Origin of the sequence: Rhodocyclus purpureus (genome assembly GCF_016653115.1) — a bacterium.
Lineage (GTDB): Bacteria > Pseudomonadota > Gammaproteobacteria > Burkholderiales > Rhodocyclaceae > Rhodocyclus > Rhodocyclus purpureus.
This window is the reverse complement of the sequence record NZ_NHRX01000016.1, coordinates 26760-44799: the sequence shown is the minus strand read 5'-3', so window position 1 is coordinate 44799 and position 18040 is coordinate 26760. Positions and strand designations below refer to the sequence as shown.

General features: G+C 66.9%; 12 protein-coding genes. 5 read left to right on the top strand and 7 right to left on the bottom strand.

Annotation, left to right across the window (positions count from 1 at the left end):
- Positions 1-19: 19 nt before the first annotated feature.
- Positions 20-1288 (bottom strand): DUF445 domain-containing protein, encoded by a 1269-nt coding sequence (locus tag CCR84_RS03085; protein WP_338052553.1) that lies wholly within the window; start codon positions 1286-1288, stop codon positions 20-22.
- Position 1289: 1 nt separating this feature from the next.
- Positions 1290-2171, bottom strand: coding sequence for an alpha/beta fold hydrolase (locus CCR84_RS03080; RefSeq protein WP_201209477.1), 882 nt, complete (start codon positions 2169-2171; stop codon positions 1290-1292).
- A 249-nt stretch (positions 2172-2420) separates the two neighbouring features.
- On the opposite strand from CCR84_RS03080, the gene CCR84_RS03075 reads away from it, so the two are divergent.
- Positions 2421-5183: a cation-translocating P-type ATPase gene (locus tag CCR84_RS03075; protein ID WP_201209476.1), complete on the top strand. Its 2763-nt coding sequence runs from the start codon at positions 2421-2423 to the stop codon at positions 5181-5183.
- On the opposite strand, the gene CCR84_RS03070 is transcribed toward CCR84_RS03075, so the two are convergent.
- Together CCR84_RS03070 and CCR84_RS03065 are read right to left on the bottom strand one after the other, a co-directional pair.
- The gene (locus tag CCR84_RS03070; protein WP_201209475.1) at positions 5152-6555 is read right to left on the bottom strand and encodes a heavy metal sensor histidine kinase; all 1404 of its coding nucleotides are present in this window, start codon (positions 6553-6555) and stop codon (positions 5152-5154) included. The two genes, CCR84_RS03075 and CCR84_RS03070, sit on opposite strands and share 32 nt — an antisense overlap.
- On the bottom strand, positions 6552-7229 hold the full coding sequence (locus CCR84_RS03065; RefSeq protein ID WP_201209474.1) for a heavy metal response regulator transcription factor: 678 nt from the start codon (positions 7227-7229) through the stop codon (positions 6552-6554). Before CCR84_RS03065 ends, CCR84_RS03070 begins: the two co-directional genes overlap by 4 nt.
- A gap of 206 nt (positions 7230-7435) precedes the next feature.
- Between CCR84_RS03065 and CCR84_RS03060 the strand changes: the two genes are divergently transcribed.
- The 4 genes from CCR84_RS03060 (at position 7436) to CCR84_RS03045 (ending at position 14294) form a co-directional block, all read left to right on the top strand.
- Positions 7436-7783 (top strand): copper-binding protein, encoded by a 348-nt coding sequence (locus tag CCR84_RS03060; RefSeq protein WP_201209473.1) that lies wholly within the window; start codon positions 7436-7438, stop codon positions 7781-7783.
- A gap of 461 nt (positions 7784-8244) precedes the next feature.
- Positions 8245-9516, top strand: coding sequence for a TolC family protein (locus CCR84_RS03055; protein ID WP_201209472.1), 1272 nt, complete (start codon positions 8245-8247; stop codon positions 9514-9516).
- A gap of 11 nt (positions 9517-9527) precedes the next feature.
- Positions 9528-11141 carry an efflux RND transporter periplasmic adaptor subunit gene (locus CCR84_RS03050; protein ID WP_242508506.1) on the top strand — a complete coding sequence of 538 codons (1614 nt, stop codon included), beginning with the start codon at positions 9528-9530 and terminating at the stop codon, positions 11139-11141.
- Between the two features lie 21 nt (positions 11142-11162).
- Positions 11163-14294 (top strand): efflux RND transporter permease subunit, encoded by a 3132-nt coding sequence (locus CCR84_RS03045; RefSeq protein WP_201209470.1) that lies wholly within the window; start codon positions 11163-11165, stop codon positions 14292-14294.
- A gap of 1 nt (position 14295) precedes the next feature.
- Here the strand turns inward: CCR84_RS03045 and CCR84_RS03040 are convergent, their stop codons facing one another.
- The 3 genes from CCR84_RS03040 to ahpC form a co-directional block, all read right to left on the bottom strand.
- Positions 14296-14736 carry a PACE efflux transporter gene (locus CCR84_RS03040; RefSeq protein WP_201209469.1) on the bottom strand — a complete coding sequence of 147 codons (441 nt, stop codon included), beginning with the start codon at positions 14734-14736 and terminating at the stop codon, positions 14296-14298.
- A gap of 798 nt (positions 14737-15534) precedes the next feature.
- Positions 15535-17097, bottom strand: a complete 1563-nt coding sequence (gene ahpF, locus CCR84_RS03035) for an alkyl hydroperoxide reductase subunit F (protein ID WP_201209468.1) — start codon at positions 17095-17097, stop codon at positions 15535-15537.
- 143 nt (positions 17098-17240) lie between these two features.
- A complete protein-coding gene (ahpC, locus tag CCR84_RS03030; protein WP_201209467.1) occupies positions 17241-17807 on the bottom strand; it encodes an alkyl hydroperoxide reductase subunit C in 567 nt (188 codons plus the stop codon).
- Positions 17808-18040: the final 233 nt, after the last annotated feature.

The following is an 18040-nucleotide window of genomic DNA, read 5'->3' as shown; positions in this document are numbered from 1 at the left end:
GCCCCGGCACGCCGGAAGCCTAACTCCTTCCCGCCAGCTGCAGCGCCGTGTAGATCAGGAGGCCGATCAGCCCGCCGACCACGGTGCCGTTGATGCGGATGAACTGCAGGTCACGGCCGAGGGCGAGTTCGATGCGCTCGCTCATCTCTTCCCGGGTCCATTGGGCGAGCTGCTGCTCGATGAACTTGCCGGCTTCGCCGCGATACCTGTGCACCAGACCCCGGCTGCCGGCTTCGATGGCCGCGTTGAGCCAGTCGCGGAAGGATTCGTCGGTGACCAGCAGCCTGCCGATCCTGTCGACCAGCGCCTGGGTGCGCGCGGCGATGCGCGGGTCGTCGCGGCCGAGATCGTCGAGCAGATGATCCCTGATCGCATCCCAGAAGCCGGCGAGGATCGACTGCACCGCGGGGCTGGCCAGCGTTTCCGACTGATGGCGGGCGATCCGCGCTCGCCACTCGGGGTCTTCCCTGAGCCGCTCGATGCACGCGTCGACCCACTCGCCGAAGCTAAGCCTGAAGGCGTGCTCCGGGTCATTGCGGATCGCGGCGACCGTCCCGTGCAGCGAGACGATGGCGCGCGGTGCATAGCGGCCGAGCGCCATCTTCAGGAGCGCGTTGTCGATGTCGAAGGCCGAAATCAGGAACTGGGTGATGCGCGGACGGTTCTCCTCGTTGCCGAGGTAGCCGCCGATCCCGTCGAGCACGGCATTGAGCAGTTGCTGATGCTTGTCCGCCTCGACCAGCATGTCGGCGAGCGTCACCGCCGACCCGGACAGGTCGATTCTCGCCAGCTGGCGGGTGGCGATGTCGCGGATGGCCTCCGACATCTCCGCGTCGTCGATGGCGAGCAGGAGCTGGCGCAAGGCGCGGGCGCCCGCGTCGCCGATCCTGGCCTTGTTGACCGGGTGCAGCAGCCAGCTGGCGATCCGGGTCGCCGGGTCGGCGTCCCGGATCCGCCGGGTGATTCCTTCCTCGGTGATGAAGTGGTTCTCGATGAACTGGCCGAGGCTGCGGGCGATGTCGTCCTTGCGCCGCGGGATGATCGCGGTGTGCCAGACGGGGATGCCGAGCGGATGGCGGAAGAGCGCGACGACGGCAAACCAGTCGGCCATGGCGCCGATCACCGCAGCTTCGGCGAAGGCGGCGACATAGCCCCAGGCCGGGTGGCGGGCGTGCAGCAGCTGCGCGACGATGAAGAGGAGCAGCGACGCGAGCAGCAGGCCGCCGGCCCAGAGCTGCATCCGGCGCAGCCGGGCGCGCTGCTGCCGGTCTGCGGCCAGCTCTTCCACCTTAGTGGCAGGCCTGCAGATGCTTCAGGACATGGTCGGCGAGCTGTGGGCAGATGCCGGGCGCCAGGTTGTGTCCCATGCCCTCGACGCCGACCAGCCGCGCGCCTGGAATCCGCCGCTGCGTGTCCTCGGCGCAGGCGAAGGGGATCATCGGGTCCTGCCGGCCGTGGATGACCAGCGTCGGCGCGGTGATCCTGGCGAGCAGTTCGGCGCGGTCGAGGTCGCTGGCGATGGCGAGCACCTGGCGCATGAAGCCGACCGGCCGGTAGCTGCGCTCGATCGCCTGTTCCAGTTGGCGGCGGATCTCGGCCGGCGCGATCGGCGCGGCGGGACTCGCGAGCAGCAGTTGCAGTTCGGTCAGGTGGTCGAGCAGCTTGCCGTGTTCCTTCGGCGGGCGCCGGCGCATCACCTTCAACACCTCGCGCGAGGCAGTCGGCAGCCTGGGCGCGCCGCTGCTGCTCATCATGCTGGTCAGGCTCTTCACCCGCTGCGGCGCGCTGGCGGCGAGTCGTTGCGCGATCATTCCGCCCATGCTGATGCCGACCACGTGCGCCGCGTCGATCCCGAGCGCGTCGAGGATGCCGCGCGCGTCGTCGGCCATGTCCTGCAGGGTGTAGGGCGGGCGCGCCGGCAGGCCCAACTGCTGGCGGATCATGAACCAGACGAAGTTGGGCATGCGCAATTCGTCGAAGGCTTTCGACAGCCCCGCGTCGCGGTTGTCGAAGCGGATCACGCGGTAGCCGGCGTCGAGCAGCGGCTGGACGAATTCATCGGGCCAGTACGTGAGTTGCAGTCCGAGACCCGGGATCAGCAGGACGGCCGGCGCGTGGCGCGGGCCGTGGTCCTCGACTTCGAAGTGAGACTGCTTGACGGAAACTTGCATCTTGTCGGTTCAGAAGGGTGGGGGAGGGAGCGCAGCCTGCCGTAGCGGGCCAGGCGCGCCGATGATAGCACTTCGGCGGGAGCGGCAAGAATGCCGGGGCGATCGTGCCCCTCGCTGCGGCAGGACCCGGCAGGGAAACGACTTGCTCATGGCATTAGAATGAAAGTGGGGCGGCGGCGCCCTGCCACGGGAGGGCCGGCAGGCCCGAATCGATCACCCCGATCCGCCGATCACGGGAGGCAAGCGGCAATGCAGATCCGCCAGATGTCGGTCGCCGAGGCGCTGGCCAGCGTGCACAGCAGCGCGAGCGGGCTTTCCAGCGCCGAAGCCGGACGCCGCTTGGCCGAGCACGGCGCCAATGTGGTGTCGCCGGTTGCCAGGGAGCCGCTCGCTTGGCGTCTGGCGCAGGAGTACTTCGGCTTCTTCTCGGTGATCCTTTGGGTGGCGGCCGCGCTCGCCTTCTTCGCCGAATGGTTCGATCCGGGACAGGGGATGGCCAAGGTCGGCGTCGCCATCGTCGCCGTCATCCTGGTCAGCGGCAGCTTCTCCTTCTGGCAGGAGCACCGCATCGAGCGGACGCTGGCCTCGCTGAGGAAACTGCTGCCCGAAGAGGTCAATGCGCTGCGCGACGGCAACGTCGTGCGGCTCCCGGTCGAGCAACTGGTTCCCGGCGACGTCATCCACGTCGAGGCCGGGCAGAGCATCCCGGCCGACTGCCGGCTGCTCGAAGCCCACGGCATCCGCGTCAACACGGCGACCATCACCGGCGAGTCGAGACCGAAGGTCGCCGACGCGCTGCCTTCGCGCGAGGAGCACTGGATCAACAGCCGTTGCCTCCTGCTCGCCGGCACCTCTCTCGTTGCCGGACGCGGCAGCGCGCTCGTCTTCGCCACCGGCGCGCAGACCGAGTTCGGGCGCATCGCGCAGCTGACGCAGACGGCCGGCGACACCGTCTCGCCGCTGCGGCTCGAACTCGCGCACCTGAGCCGCCGCATCGCCTTCTTCGCCGTGCTGATCGGGATCGTCTTTCTCGCGCTGGCGCAGACGCTGGGGATCCCCTTCTGGCAGGCGCTGATCTTCTCGATCGGCATCATCGTCGCGATGGTCCCCGAGGGGCTGCTGCCGACGCTGACGCTGGCGCTGGTGCTGGCGTCGCAACGCATGGCCAGGCGCCAGGTCCTGATCCGCCACCTGCCCTGCGTCGAGACGCTCGGCTCGGCAACGGTGATCTGCACCGACAAGACCGGAACGCTGACCGAGAACCGGATGCGCGTCGAGGAACTGCTGCTCGGGCTGAGGCTGCACCCGGCCGCCGCGCTGGGCGAGGAGCGCACCCTGGTCGAAGACAATCGGCAACTGCTGCTCGCCGCCGCGTTCTGCCATTCGCTGGAGGAAGCGAAGGCCGACGGCAAGCCCGTCCTGCTCGGCGACCCGATGGAGATCGCGCTGGTCGAGCTTGCGGCGAGGCTGGAGGTGGCTGAGAAGGGCGCCGAGCGTGTCGACGAGCTTCCCTTCGATACCGACCGCATGCGCCAGTCGGTGCTGGTCGAGACGGCGACGGGGCGCACGCTCTACTGCAAGGGCGCCCCCGAAAGCGTGCTGCCGCTGTGCGGGCAATTAGTCGACGCCGGCGTCGTGCGTCCGCTCGACGCCGCGGCGCGTGCCGAAATCCAGCGCGCGCAGGAGCAGATGGCGGCGAGGGGCTTGCGCGTCATCGCCTTCGCCTGGCGGACGCTGCCGGTGCGAGCGGTGGAGGCGGGCGGTGCCGAAGCTCAAGCCGGCGCGCAGATCCCGCTGACGGCCGAGGCTGCCGAGGAGGAACTGGTCTTCTGCGGTCTCGCGGGACTCGAGGATCCGCCGCGCCCGGAGGTTCCGGCGGCGATCGCGAAATGCCGGGAGGCGGGAATCCGCGTGATCATGGTCACCGGCGACCATCCGCAGACGGCACTGGCGATCGCGCGCCAGATCGGGCTGGTACGCTCGCCCGAGCCGCGCGTGCTCACCGGCGAGCAGTTGCGCCACCTGTCGGCGACGCAACTGCAGCTCGCGCTCGACTCGGAAGAGCTCGTCTTCGCGCGGCTTGCCGCCGACCAGAAGATGCGCATCGTCGTCGCGCTGCGCAGGAAGCAGCAGATCGTCGCGGTCACCGGCGACGGCGTGAACGATGCGCCGGCGCTGAAGGCCGCGCACATCGGCATCGCCATGGGGCGTTCGGGGACCGACGTCGCCAAGGAGGCTGCCGACATGGTCCTGCTCGACGACAACTTCGCGTCGATCGTCGCCGCCGTCGAGGAGGGCCGCGCGGTGTTCGGCAACATCCGCAAGTTCCTCACCTACGTCCTCGTGCACAATGTCGCCGAACTGGTCCCCTACCTCGCCTTCGCGCTCTTCCGCGTGCCGATCGCGCTGACCCCGATCCAGGCGCTGACCGTGGACATGGGCACCGATTCGCTGACTGCGCTCGGGCTCGGCGTCGAGAAGCCCGATCCGCAGGCGATGCGGCGTCCGCCACGCGCGCAGAACGAGCGCCTGTTCAACGCGCAGCTTGTCTGGCGCGCCTACCTGTTCCTCGGGCTGATCGAGGCCGCGGCGACCATGTCCGCCTTCTTCTTCGTCCTGCTTGAGGGCGGCTGGAGCTGGGGCGAGATGCCGGCGGCGGACAGCCTCCTCTACCGGCAGGCGACCAGCGCCGCGCTCACGACGATCATCGTGCTGCAGATCGTGAACGTCTTCCTCTGCCGCAGTTCGCTGCGCTCGTTGCGCGAAACCGGGATCTCCGGCAACCCGCTGATCCTCGGCGGGGTCGTCCTCGAACTCATCTTGCTGCTGCTGATCGACTACACGCCGTGGGGCAACGCGCTCTTCGCCACCGCCCCACCGCCGCCATCGGTGTGGCTGTGCATCCTGCCCTTCGCGCTGGCGATGCTGGTGCTGGAGGAGGTGCGCAAATGGGTCGTGCGCCGGCGGATCGCCGCTGCCATCAGCCGGGAAAGCGCAGCTCGAACGCAGTGACACCGTCTGCCGAACGTACCGCGACCTCGCCGCCATGGGCGATGACGATCGAGCGGGTGATCGCCAGGCCCAGCCCGGCGCCTTCGCCGCTGTGGCGGCGCGAGGCATCCGCCCGGTAGAAACGGTCGAAGAGGCGCGGCAGGTGTTCGGCGGCGATGGTTTCTCCGGTGTTCTCGACGCGAACGAGCGCAGTCCTGCCGTCGCCGCCGTCGAGCACGACCCTTATGTGTCCGTGCGGCGGCGTGTGGCGGACCGCGTTCGAGAGCAGGTTGCCGATGGCCCGGCGCAGCATCAAGCGGTCACCGCTCACCCGCGCCGCGCCGGAAAAAGTCATGCGCAAATCCTTCTCTTCGGCCAGAGCTTCGTAGAACTCGAGCAGGCTGGCGACTTGCTGTGCCAGATCGACCGCTTCGCGATGCGGGATCAGCAACTGGTTGTCCGCCTTGGCGAGAAAAAGCATGTCGGCGATGGTTCGCCCGAGACGCTCGAACTCTTCGGCGTTGGACGCGAGCACCTCGCGGTATTCCTCGGCGCTGCGCGCCTTCGACAGGGTGACCTGGGTCTGCGTCAGCAGATTGCTCACCGGCGTGCGCAGCTCGTGCGCGATGTCCGACGAGAAGTCGGACAGCCTGCGGAAAGATGCCTCGAGCCGCGCGAGCATCTCGTTGAGCGTCTGCGCCACCTCGGCCAGTTCGGACGGGATGGCCTCGCTGCGCAGGCGCCGGTCGAGGCGGTCGGCGGTGATGTCTTCGGCGTCACGGGCGATGTCGCGGAGCGGGGCCAAGCCGCGCCGTGCCGCCAGCCAGCCCAGGCCTCCGGAGAGCAGCGCCGCCAGCGCGACCACCGACCACAGCGCCGCGCGGAACGAGTCCATGAACTGTTCGTGGTGCGTGAGCTCGGTGGATAGTGCGATGGCGAGCGCCGGCTCGCCGTCGACACCGGTCGGCGCGCTGCCGGTGATGCCGCGATAGAGGCGCCCGTCGCGACCCGACCACTTGAGCGGACGCAGCGCTTGAGCATTCAGTCTCGCCTGGATTTCCGCCGGAAAGTCTGCGCCCGCACTCGCATGGAGCAACCTCCCGTCGGCGCCGCGGACCACCAAGGCCAGACCGTGATGTCCGACCATCACCCTGTCCAGGTGCTCCGCCAGCGCGCCGGAATGGCCCGCCGAAGCGCCTGCGGAACGTGCCGCCACCACCGCCTGGCGGACGATCTCGAGCTGTCCTGACAGCAATTCCGTGTCCAGGTCCTCGAAGTGACGCTCGACCAGCGCACCGACCAGGAGACCGAGCAGCAGCAGGACGCCGGTCGACACCGAGGCGAAGAGCAGGGTCAGACGGGCAGTGAGCGACTGGCCGGCGACGAGCTTCATGTGGCGACTTCCAGCACGTAGCCCATGCCGCGCACGGTGCGGATGAGCTTGGGCTCGAAGCCGTCGTCGACCTTGGCGCGCAGGCGACGGATGGCGACCTCGATGACGTTGGTGTCGCTGTCGAAGTTCATGTCCCAGACCTGCGAGGCGATCAGCGAGCGCGAAAGCACCTCGCCCTGTCGCCGCAACAGCAGTTCGAGCAAGGAAAATTCCTTGGCGGTGAGGTCGATCTTCCTGCCACTGCGGCTGACGCGGCGACGAATCAGGTCGAGTTCGAGGTCGGCAGCGCGCAAGAGCTCGGGCTCCTTCGCCTTGCTGCCACGCCGCAGTAGCGTGCGCACGCGGGCCAGCAGTTCCGAGAAGGCGAAGGGCTTGACGAGGTAGTCGTCGGCGCCGAGTTCGAGGCCCTTGACCCGGTCCTCGACGGCGTCGCGCGCGGAGAGGAAGAGCAGCGGCATGTCCTTGCCGGCGCGCCGGATTCCCTGCAACAGCTGCCAGCCGTCGATTCCCGGCAGCATCACGTCGACAATCGCGAGGTCGTAGGCTTCGCCGAGTGCCAGGTGCAGCCCATCCAATCCGTTGCGGGCGAGGTCGACGACGAAACCTGCCTCTGCCAGCCCCTGGCGCAGGTAGTCCCCGGTCTTGGGCTCGTCTTCGACGACCAGTATTTTCATCTGCCACTCCTTCTCGAATCTCTTCGCCATCGCCCTAATTTTCTGCCGGAGAGCCTGCGCGCTGACGAAGATTACCGAAATGTAATCTCGCGGACAGCTTCCTGTTCGGCCTGCCGCGTCAGACTGCGCCTGTCGCCAGTGCACCACGCCGACCAGCGTCAAGGACGTCACTGCCGCCTTGTCCATTCCCGAACAGGAGAAAGTCCATGAAAAATTCGATCGTACCCGGCCTCGTTGCCGTGCTGTTGTTGTCCCCCGCGCTGGGCGCCGTCGCACATGAAGGTAAGGCCGGACAGGGCGCCATGCACGCGTCAACTGGACAAGCCAGTACGCCGTCCACGCTGATCGACGGCGTGGTCAAGAAGCTCGACAAGGCAGGCGGCAAGCTGACCGTCTCCCACGGTCCCCTGCCCAACGGCATGCCGGCGATGACGATGAGCTTCAAGGTCAAGGAAGCCGCCTGGCTCGACAAGGTGACTGAAAGCAGCCGGATCAGCTTCGCCAGCGAAACCATCGACGGCGCCATGACCATCGTCCGCCTCGAATTACGCTGACGTTATCCACCCGCATTTGCGGCTGCCGCTCCTCCCGTGACAAGCGTTCCCGTGGCAACGGATGTGGGAGGGCAGGAAGGCCCGAAGCATGAAACGCGCCCATCCGCTGCCGTCATTGCGAGGCGCGCAGCGCCGTGGTAATCCAGTTCGTTCTTCTGTTTTCTCGCCCTTGCCGGCTATCCATGGGCGCCCGGATATAAGCCCCACGAACTGGATCGCCACGCCCTGCGGGCTCGCGATGACGCATTGTCTGGATCGCCACGCCCTGCAGGCTCGCGATGACGGATTCGCTTCACTGCCGTCATTGCGAGGCGCGTAGCGCCGTGGCAATCCAGTTCGTTCTTCTGTTTTCGCGGCCTTTCCAACTGACGGGCTGTTGATCCGACGGCTTCGGCAGATTAGTTCAGCCGATGTTTCACGAAATTGTTCCACGTTTCACGTTAGCCATCACGGAAAGTCCAATGAAGCCTGCCAAGAGTTCCCGCGGCCTACTGTTCTTTGCGCTGGTCGGTCTTTGCTGGGGGAGCGCCCAGGCGCAGATGGCGCCGGGAAGCGACGTCGACAGCCTGCTCGCGCTGGCGCGCGAGAACAACCCTGACTACGCCGGCACGCGTCACGAGGCGGCGGCTGCAGCGCAACGCGTCGAAGCCGCAGGCGCCCTGTCCGACCCCAGGCTGCGCACCGAACTGATGGACGTCACCCGTGGTGGTGAGCAGAGCGCCACCCTGCTGCCCGGCCGGGCCGGCAGTACGCGTTACCTGTTGATGCAGGACATCCCTTGGTGGGGCAAGCGCGATCTCAAGCGCGAGCTTGCGCAGCGTGAGGCCGACGGCGCCACCGCGACGGCCGCGGCCAGCTGGAACGACCTCGCCGCGCAGATCAGGACCCTCCATGCCCAGCGCTACTACCTCGCGCACAGGGAACGGCTGACGCGCGAAATCCTCGACCTGCTGGTCCGCCTGGAGGGTGTCGCGCAACTGCGTTATGCGTCGGGGCTCGCCGCCCAGCAGGACGTGATCCGCGCCCAGGTCGAACAGACGACGATGAGAAACGAGCTGATCGCGCTCGACACCGAGCAGCGCCAGCTGAGCGCGCGCATAAACGCGCTGCTTGGTCGCCCGGCGACAGCGCCGCTCGCGTCGCCCGAACGGCTGCGAGCGCTGCCTGCCCCCGCGCAACTCGACTACGCCAGCCTCGAGGAACGCGCCAGGGCGCGCAACCCCTTGCTCGCGGTCGATTCGTCGCGCATCGACGCCGCCGAGAAAAGCCGCGAGCTGGCTTACAAGAACCGTTATCCCGACTTCACCCTCGGCGTCGCCCCCAACCAGTTCCAGAACGAGCTGAAGCAATGGGATCTGATGCTGGAGATGAACATCCCGCTGCAGCAGTCTTCGCGGCGCGCGCAGGAGCGCGAAGCCGAGGCGATGCTGGCCGCTGCGCGCTCGCGCCGGGAAGCGACCGCCAACCGGATCGTCGGCGAGCTTGCCGAAACCATCGCCGCGCTCGACGCCGCGCAGCGAACCGGGGTCCTGGTACGCGACAGCCTGCTGCCGCAAGCCGAGCTGACTTTCCGCGCGGCGCTCGCCGGCTACGAGAACGGCAAGCTCGACTTCGCGACGCTGCTCGACGCGCAGCGCCAGATCCGCCAGGCGAAGCTCGACGAGATCAGGTCGCGCGCGGAGGTCCATATACGCGTGGCCGACATCGAACGCATCATCGGGGAAGAATTATGAAAGCATGGCCATTGACCGTCGTTCTCGTCCTCGTCGCCGCGTTGGCGGCGGCAGGCGGGTACCGGCTGGGCAGTGCGCCCACGGCTTCGCCCGCGGGCGAAGCCGCAAATCCCGCCGCCCCGGGATCGGCCGCTCCCCCCGGCCAGCGCAAGATCCTGTTCTACCGCAACCCGATGGGCCTGCCCGATACTTCGCCGACGCCGAAGAAGGATCCGATGGGGATGGATTACATCCCGGTCTACGCCGACGAAGAGGAGGGCGATGCGGCGGCGACCGGGCGGATCCGGATCAGCACCGAGAAGGTCCAGAAACTCGGCGTGCGCAGCGAGGTGGTCAGCCTGCGCCCGCTCGGCAAGGAGGTGCGCGCCGTCGGCCGCATCGAGGCGGACGAGCGCCGTGTCTACGCCATTGCACCGAAGTTCGAGGGCTATGTGGAACGTCTGCACGCGAACGCCACCGGCCAGCTGGTCCGCAGAGGCCAGCCACTGTTCGAGGTGTACAGCCCCGAACTGGTGTCGGCGCAGCGCGAATACGCGATCGCTGCCGAAGGCGCCGACCGCTTGCAGGGATCCGCCGGCGAAGCTGCCGAGACGACCCGGCGCGGAATGTGGCAACTGGCCGAGTCGAGCTTGAGCCGCCTGCGCAACTGGGACATCCCGGAAGCACAGATCAAGGCGCTGGCGAGATCCGGCGCTGCGCAGCGTACGCTGACCGTCGTTTCGCCTGTGAGCGGCGTCGTCACCGAGAAGAAGGCGGTGCAGGGAATGCGCTTCGGTCCCGGTGAAGCGCTCTACCAGATCGCCGACCTCTCTTCGGTGTGGGTGATCGCCGAGGTGGCCGAACAGGACATCGGCGTGCTCAGGAACGGTGCCAAGGCCACGGTCACGACCGACGCTTATCCCGGGAAGACCTTGGCCGGGACGATCGGCTACATCTACCCGATGCTGAATGCTCAGACACGCACGGCGGCGGTGCGCATCGAACTGGCCAACCCCGGCACGCTCCTGAAGCCGGGGATGTTCGCGCAGGTCCAGCTGGCGACGGCGGACAGCGGGCCCGTCCTCACCGTGCCGATATCGGCGGTGATCGACAGCGGCAAACGACAGCTCGTCTTCGTCGAACTCGGGGCCGGGCGCTACGAGCCGCGCGAGGTGCGCCTCGGCGCACGCGGCGACGAGTACGTCCAGGTGCTCGCCGGCGTGCGCGAAGGCGAGTCGGTGGTCGTCGCCGCGAATTTCCTGATCGATGCCGAAAGCAAGCTCAAGGCGGCGGTCGCCGGCTTCGCCCGGCCCGACGAAAAAACCGACACCAAGCCCGCCGCGGTCGGCCACCAGACCGTCGGCAAGGTCGAGGAGGTCGACGCCAAGGCAGGCACCGCGAGCATCAGTCACGAACCGATCGCCAGCCTCAAGTGGCCGGCCATGACCATGGAGTTCAAGGCGGCCAACGATGCGATCTTCAAGGCGCTGAAACCAGGCAGCGTGGTCGCCTTCGAGTTCGTCGAGCGCGGCCAGGGCGAGTGGGTCGTCACACGCGTCGGCCCGGTCAAGGCGGCGGCCGGCGCAGCCAGCGCGGAAGGTGCCCGGGCGGGAGCTGCCGGAACCAATGCGCACGCCGGCCATTGACGCGCACACGGAGAGGATCGCATGCTCGCCGCACTGATCGACTGGTCGGGAAGAAACCGCTTCCTGGTCCTGCTCGCCACGCTGTTCATCGTCATCGGCGGTGCCTTCGCTGTCGTCAGGACGCCGCTCGACGCGCTTCCCGACCTGTCTGATGTGCAGGTGATCGTGTATACGGAGTATCCGGGGCAGGCGCCGCAGGTGGTCGAGGACCAGGTCACCTATCCGCTGACTTCGGCGATGCTGTCGGTGCCGAAGTCGAAGGTGGTGCGTGGCTTCTCGTTCTTCGGCGCGTCCTTCGTCTACGTGATCTTCGAGGAGGCGACCGACATCTACTGGGCGCGTTCGCGCGTCATCGAACACCTCAACTCGGCGGCGGGGCGGATGCCGAAGGGCGTCACGCCGCAGCTAGGGCCCGACGCGACCGGCGTCGGCTGGGTCTATCAATACGCGGTGCTGGCCAAGGAGCGGACCCTTGCCGAACTGCGCACCCTGCAGGACTGGTATCTGCGCTACCAGCTCGCCAAGGCGCAGGGCGTGGCCGAGGTGGCGTCGATCGGCGGCTTCGTGCAGACCTACCAGATCACGGTCGATCCGCTCAAGCTGCGCGCCTGGGGCATTCCGCTGTCGCGCGTGTCGCAGGTGGTGCGCGACTCGAACCGCGATGTCGGCGGCCGGGTGGTGGAAATGGCCGAGACCGAATACATGGTGCGCGGCAAGGGTTATCTGCGCGGCGCGGCGGATATCGAAAACCTGGTTGTCAAGGCCGATGGCGGAACGCCGGTGCTGATCCGCGACGTCGCCCGCGTCGAGCTGGCACCCGACGAGCGGCGCGGGCTCGCCGAGTTGAACGGCGAGGGCGAGGTCGTTTCCGGAATCGCGATGGCGCGTTACGGCCAGAACGCGCTCGCAGTCATCGACAATCTCAAGGAGAAGATCGCCGAGGTAGCGGCGGGCCTGCCCGAAGGCGTCAGTATCGAGGCCGTCTACGACCGTTCAGAGCTGATCCACCGTGCGATCGACACCCTCAAGCGCACGCTGTTCGAGGAGAGCCTGATCGTCGCGCTGGTCTGCTTCGTCTTCCTGCTGCACCTGCGCTCGGCGCTGGTCGCGATCCTGATGCTGCCGGTCGGCGTGCTGATCGCCTTCATCGCCATGCGCCTCCTCGGAATGAACTCGAACCTGATGAGCCTGGGCGGGATCGCGATCGCCATCGGCGTCATGGTCGACGCGGCGATCGTGATGATCGAGAACGCGCACAAGCACCTCGAACGCCTGCCCAAAGGCCACGGCCAGGCCGAACGGGTCGAGGCGATGCTTGCCGCCTGCAAGGAGGTCGGGCCGGCGCTGTTCTTCTCGCTCCTGATCATCACCGTCTCGTTCCTGCCGGTATTCACCCTCGAAGCGCAGGAAGGCAAGCTCTTTGCGCCGCTTGCCTACACCAAGACCTTCGCCATGGCCGGCGCGGCGCTGCTCTCGGTGACGCTGGTTCCGGTGCTGATGCTGTCGTTCATCCGCGGCAAGATCCTGCCCGAGGCGAAGAATCCGGTGAACCGTTTCCTCATCCGTCGCTATCGGCCGGTGATCGCCGGCGTCCTGCGCCGACCGAAGCTCACCGTCGGCGCGGCCCTCGTCGTGCTCCTGCTTTCGCTTTATCCGGCGGCGCGGCTCGGTTCGGAGTTCATGCCGACGCTGAACGAGGGAACCCTGCTGTTCATGCCGACCTCGCTGCCCGGCATGTCGATCACCAAGGCGGCCGAGGTGCTGCAGACGCAGGACAAGATCATCAAGAGCTTCCCGGAAGTCGCTTCGGTCTATGGCAAGGCCGGACGCGCCAACACCGCGACCGACCCGGCGCCGACCGAGATGTTCGAGACCGTCATCAATCTCAAACCCGAGGAGCAATGGCGAGCCGGAATGACCGTCGACAAGCTGGTCGCCGAGATGGATGCGGCGCTGCAGTTCCCCGGCATCGCCAACGCCTGGACGATGCCGATCAAGGCGCGCATCGACATGCTGTCGACCGGAATCCGTACGCCGATCGGCATCAAGGTCTTCGGCAAGGACTTGGGCGAAATGGAGCGCCTGGCGCGGGAGATCGAGACCGTTGTCAAGGCCGTCCCCGGAACCACCTCGGCTTTCGCCGAGCGCATCACCGGCGGCTTCTACCTCGACATCGAACCGGACCGGCAGCAACTGGCGCGCTACGGCCTGTCGCTCGGCGAACTTCAGGACGTGATCGGCAGCGCGCTCGGCGGCGAGATGGTCACCTCCACCGTCGAGGGGCGCGAGCGCTTCGGCGTTTCCGTGCGCTATCCGCGTGAATTGCGCTCCGACCCCCAGCAGATCGCGCGCGAGGTGCTGGTGGCGACCGCGACGGGGGCCATGATTCCGCTCGGGCAACTGGCGCGCGTCGAAGTTGCCATGGGCGCACCGGCGATCCGCACCGAAAACGCGCTGCTTGCCGCGTACATCTTCGTCGACATCCGCGGTCGCGACATCGGCGGCTACGTCGCCCAAGCGAGGCAGGCCGTCGCCGACCAGGTCAGGTTTCCGCCCGGCTACTACGCGACCTGGAGCGGCCAGTTCGAGTCGATGCAGCGCGCCAGCGAGAAGATGAAGCTGGTCATCCCGCTGACGCTGCTGCTCATCTTCGTGCTGCTCTATCTCAACTTCGGGCGGCTGACCGAAACCCTGATCGTAATGCTCTCGGTGCCGTTCGCGCTGGTCGGCGGCGTCTGGCTGCTGTGGCTGCTCGACTACAACCTGTCGGTGGCGGTGGCGGTCGGTTTCATCGCCCTGGCCGGTGTCGCGGCGGAAACCGGCGTCGTCATGCTGATCTATCTCGACCACGCCTGGGAGGCCGTGCAGGCCGAGCGCCGGGCCATGGGCGTCGCGCCCGCACTGGCCGATCTGCACGCGGCGGTGATGGAAGGTGCCGTCGAGCGCGTGCGTCCGAAGATGATGACCGTGGTCGCGATCATGGCCGGCCTGCTGCCGATCCTGTGGGGAAGCGGGACCGGTGCCGAGGTGATGAGCCGCATCGCCGCACCGATGGTCGGCGGGATGATCTCGTCGACCGTGCTCACCCTGGCGGTGATTCCGGCGATCTACGTGCGCGTCAAGGCGTGGCAGCTCACTCGTGGGAGCGCATGAATCACGGTTTCCTGATCGGAAACGCCCGGTCGTAAGCGAGGTTGAAAAGGAGCGCGTAGAGGGTGTAGGCGAGCGCGAGGCCAATGTCGGCGACGAGCGACTCGACCCAGCCCATCCCGGTCCACCAGACGATCACCGGCAGCGTCATCACGAGCAGTCCGCCTTCGAAGCCGAGCGCGTGCACAAGGCGCAGCGGCCAGGGACGGCGGTCGGCGCTGCGGCCGGTGAGACGTCCCTCGACCCAGTCGAAAGCCGTGTTGAAGACGCCGTTCCAGACTGCCGCCATCAGCGCGAGGACGGCGAGCAGCGCCAGTGAGTCCCTGGCCGGAACGCCGCTGGCCCAGACGAAGGGCGGGGTGAACAGGACGAGCCCGCCGACCTCGAACAGGGCGACCTGGCGCAGCCGGTCGGGAAGGGAACGCAGGGTGACGGTATGGCTCATCGCGCGGAGTATAGCGTGCGCCCCACGCTGGTCGGCGCCGCCCCGGCGCATGAAACGCGCCCATCCGCTGCCGTCATTGCGAGGCGCGCAGCGCCGTGGCAATCCAGTTCGTTCTTCCGTCTTGGCGCTTTTCATGATGCGAGACCTACGCACTGGATCGCCACGCCCTGCGGGCTCGCGATGACGATGACGATCTCGGCACCTCTCCGCGCACGCCTCGCACTGCCGTCATTGCGAGGCGCGCAGCGCCGTGGCAATCCAGTTCGTTCTTCCGTCTTGGCGCTTTTCATGATGCGAGACCTACGCACTGGATCGCCACGCCCTGCGGGCTCGCGATGACGATGACGATNCGCCTCGCACTGCCGTCATTGCGAGGCGCGCAGCGCCGTGGCAATCCAGTTCGTTTTCCGTCTTAGCGCTTTTCATGATGCGAGACCTACACACTGGATCGCCACGCCCTGCGGGCTCGCGATGACGATGACGGTCTCGGCACCTCTCCGCGCACGCCTCGCACTGCCGTCATTGCGAGGCGCGCAGCGCCGTGGCAATCCAGTTCGTTTTCCGTCTTAGCGCTTTTCATGATGCGAGACCTACACACTGGATCGCCACGCCCTGCGGGCTCGCGATGACGGTCTCAGCCCCTCTCCGTGTACACCTGGAAGACGTCTATTCCGGGGCGGCGGATCAGGAATAGGATGACGGGCTGCTGATCCGGGCAGCGCCTTTGCTTCATGCTCGCAGTCGGGTAGGTCGGGTTGGTGCAGCGTGACCCGACTAACCCGACCCGTCCGACAGGGCTTATCCCCGGATCAGGTGATCGAAGGCCGACAGGCTGGCCTTGGCACCTTCGCCCATGGCGATGATGATCTGCTTGTACGGCACCGTCGTGCAGTCGCCGGCGGCGAAGACGCCGGGCAGCGAGGTGTGGCCCTTGGCGTCGATGACGATCTCGCCGTGCTTCGACAGTTCGACCGTTCCCTTGAGGAAGTCGGTGTTCGGCAGGAGACCGATCTGCACGAAGATGCCTTCGAGCTCGACGCGGTGCGCCTCGCCGCTGACGCGATCCTTGTAGATCAGGCCATTGACCTTCTGCCCGTCGCCCGAGACTTCGGTGACCTGTGCGCTCTTGATCACGGTGACGTTCGGCAGGCTGTAGAGCTTCTTCTGCAGCACGTCGTCGGCGCGCAGGACGTCGAGGAACTCGATCAGCGTCACGTGGCTGACGATGCCGGCCAGGTCGATCGCTGCCTCGACACCCGAGTTGCCGCCGCCGATGACCGCGACGCGCTTACCCTTGAACAGCGGGCCGTCACAGTGCGGGCAGTAGGCGACGCCCTTGGTGCGGTACTCGGCTTCGCCGGGGACGTTCATCTCGCGCCAGCGGGCGCCGGTGGCGAGGATGACGGTCTTGCTCTTCAGCACCGCGCCGCTGGCAAGGCGAAGTTCGACCGTGCCGCCGTCGGTGGCAGGGACGAGCTGCTCGACCTTCTGCAGGTTCATGACGTCGACCGGGTACTCGCGCACGTGCTGTTCGAGTGCGACCGCGAGCTTCGGCCCTTCGGTTGCCTTGACCGAGATGAAGTTCTCGATGCCCAGCGTGTCGAGCACCTGGCCGCCGAAGCGCTCGGCGACGACGCCGGTGCGGATGCCCTTGCGCGCAGCGTAGATCGCCGCTGCCGCGCCGGCCGGTCCCCCTCCGACGACGAGGACGTCGAATTCTTCCTTCTCGCTGATCTTCGCGGCCTCACGCGCGCTGGCGCCAGTGTCGAGCTTGGCGAGGATTTCCTCGGCGCTCATGCGCCCTTGGCCGAACAGTTCGCCGTTGAGATAGACGGCCGGGACGCCCATGATCTGGCGCTGCTCGACTTCCTTCTGGAACATGCCGCCGTCGATCATTGTCGCCTCGAAGGCCGGGTTGAGCACGGCCATCGTGTTCAGCGCCTGCACCACGTCGGGGCAGTTGTGGCAGGAAAGGGAGATGAAGACCTCGAAGCTGAACTTGCCGCCAGCGCCAGCACTCAGGCCCTTGATCTGCTCGATCACGTCCGCTTCGAGCTTGGGCGGGTGGCCGCCGCTCTGCAGCAGCGCGAGGACCAGCGAGGTGAACTCGTGCCCCATCGGGATGCCCGCGAAGTGGATGCGCGGTGCTTCGCCGGCGCGCGCGATGCCGAACGACGGGCGGCGCGCGGCGCTGCCGTCTTCGCGCACGCTGACCTTGTCGGAGAGGCTGGCGATGTCGGCGAGCAGTTCGCGCATCTCCTGCGCCTTGGCGCTGTCGTCGAGGCTGGCGACGAGTTCGATCGGGGCGACGAGACGGGTCAGGTAGGCCTGTAGCTGGTTCTTGATGTTCGCGTCGAGCATTATTTTCTCCCTTGGATTGTTCAGAACTTGGTCACTGAACGAAATGAAAAGGCGCCACAACTTGTGGTTACGGCGCCTTTGCGTTTCGATCAGGGTGCGACCGTCGATCAGGACGGTCGCGGATCGATGGATAGCTGGATCGCTTAGATCTTGCCGACCAGGTCGAGGGACGGAGCCAGGGTGGCGTCGCCTTCCTTCCACTTGGCCGGGCAGACTTCACCCGGGTGGCTGGCGACGTACTGAGCGGCCTTGACCTTGCGCAGCAGTTCGGAGGCGTCACGGCCGATGCCGCCGGCGTTGATCTCGATGATCTGGATCTTGCCTTGCGGGTCAATCACGAAGGTGCCGCGGTCGGCCAGGCCGGCTTCCTCGATCATCACGCCGAAGTTGCGGGTGATGGCGCCGGTGGGGTCGCCAACCATGACGTACTGGATCTTGCCGATGGTTTCCGAGCTGTCGTGCCAGGCCTTGTGCGTGAAGTGCGTGTCGGTCGACACGGCGTAGATCTCGACGCCCAGCTTCTGGAATTCGGCGTAGTTGTCGGCCAGATCACCGAGTTCGGTCGGGCAGACGAAGGTGAAGTCGGCGGGGTAGAAGAAGACGACCGACCACTTGCCCTTCAGGTCAGCGTCGGAAACCTGCACGAACTTGCCGTTGTGGAAGGCGTTGGCGTTGAACGGCTTGACTTCGGTGTTGATCAGCGACGACATGGATGAGTCTCCTTGCGTGGGTTGATGGGAATTCGAAAACTGTGTGCGCAGCGGCTACGGGATGCATCTTACGGATTCTCGGCCCATTGTTCCAATGGATTGAATTCATTGTAGCAATAGGCTGAGTCTATCGACAGCGAAGCTGAGCCGTCGAGTGTCCGGCGGCGCGTGCATCGGCCGGGTCGACGAGTTGATGACATATGCGTAAGATGCATGACCTCATCGGCGACCTC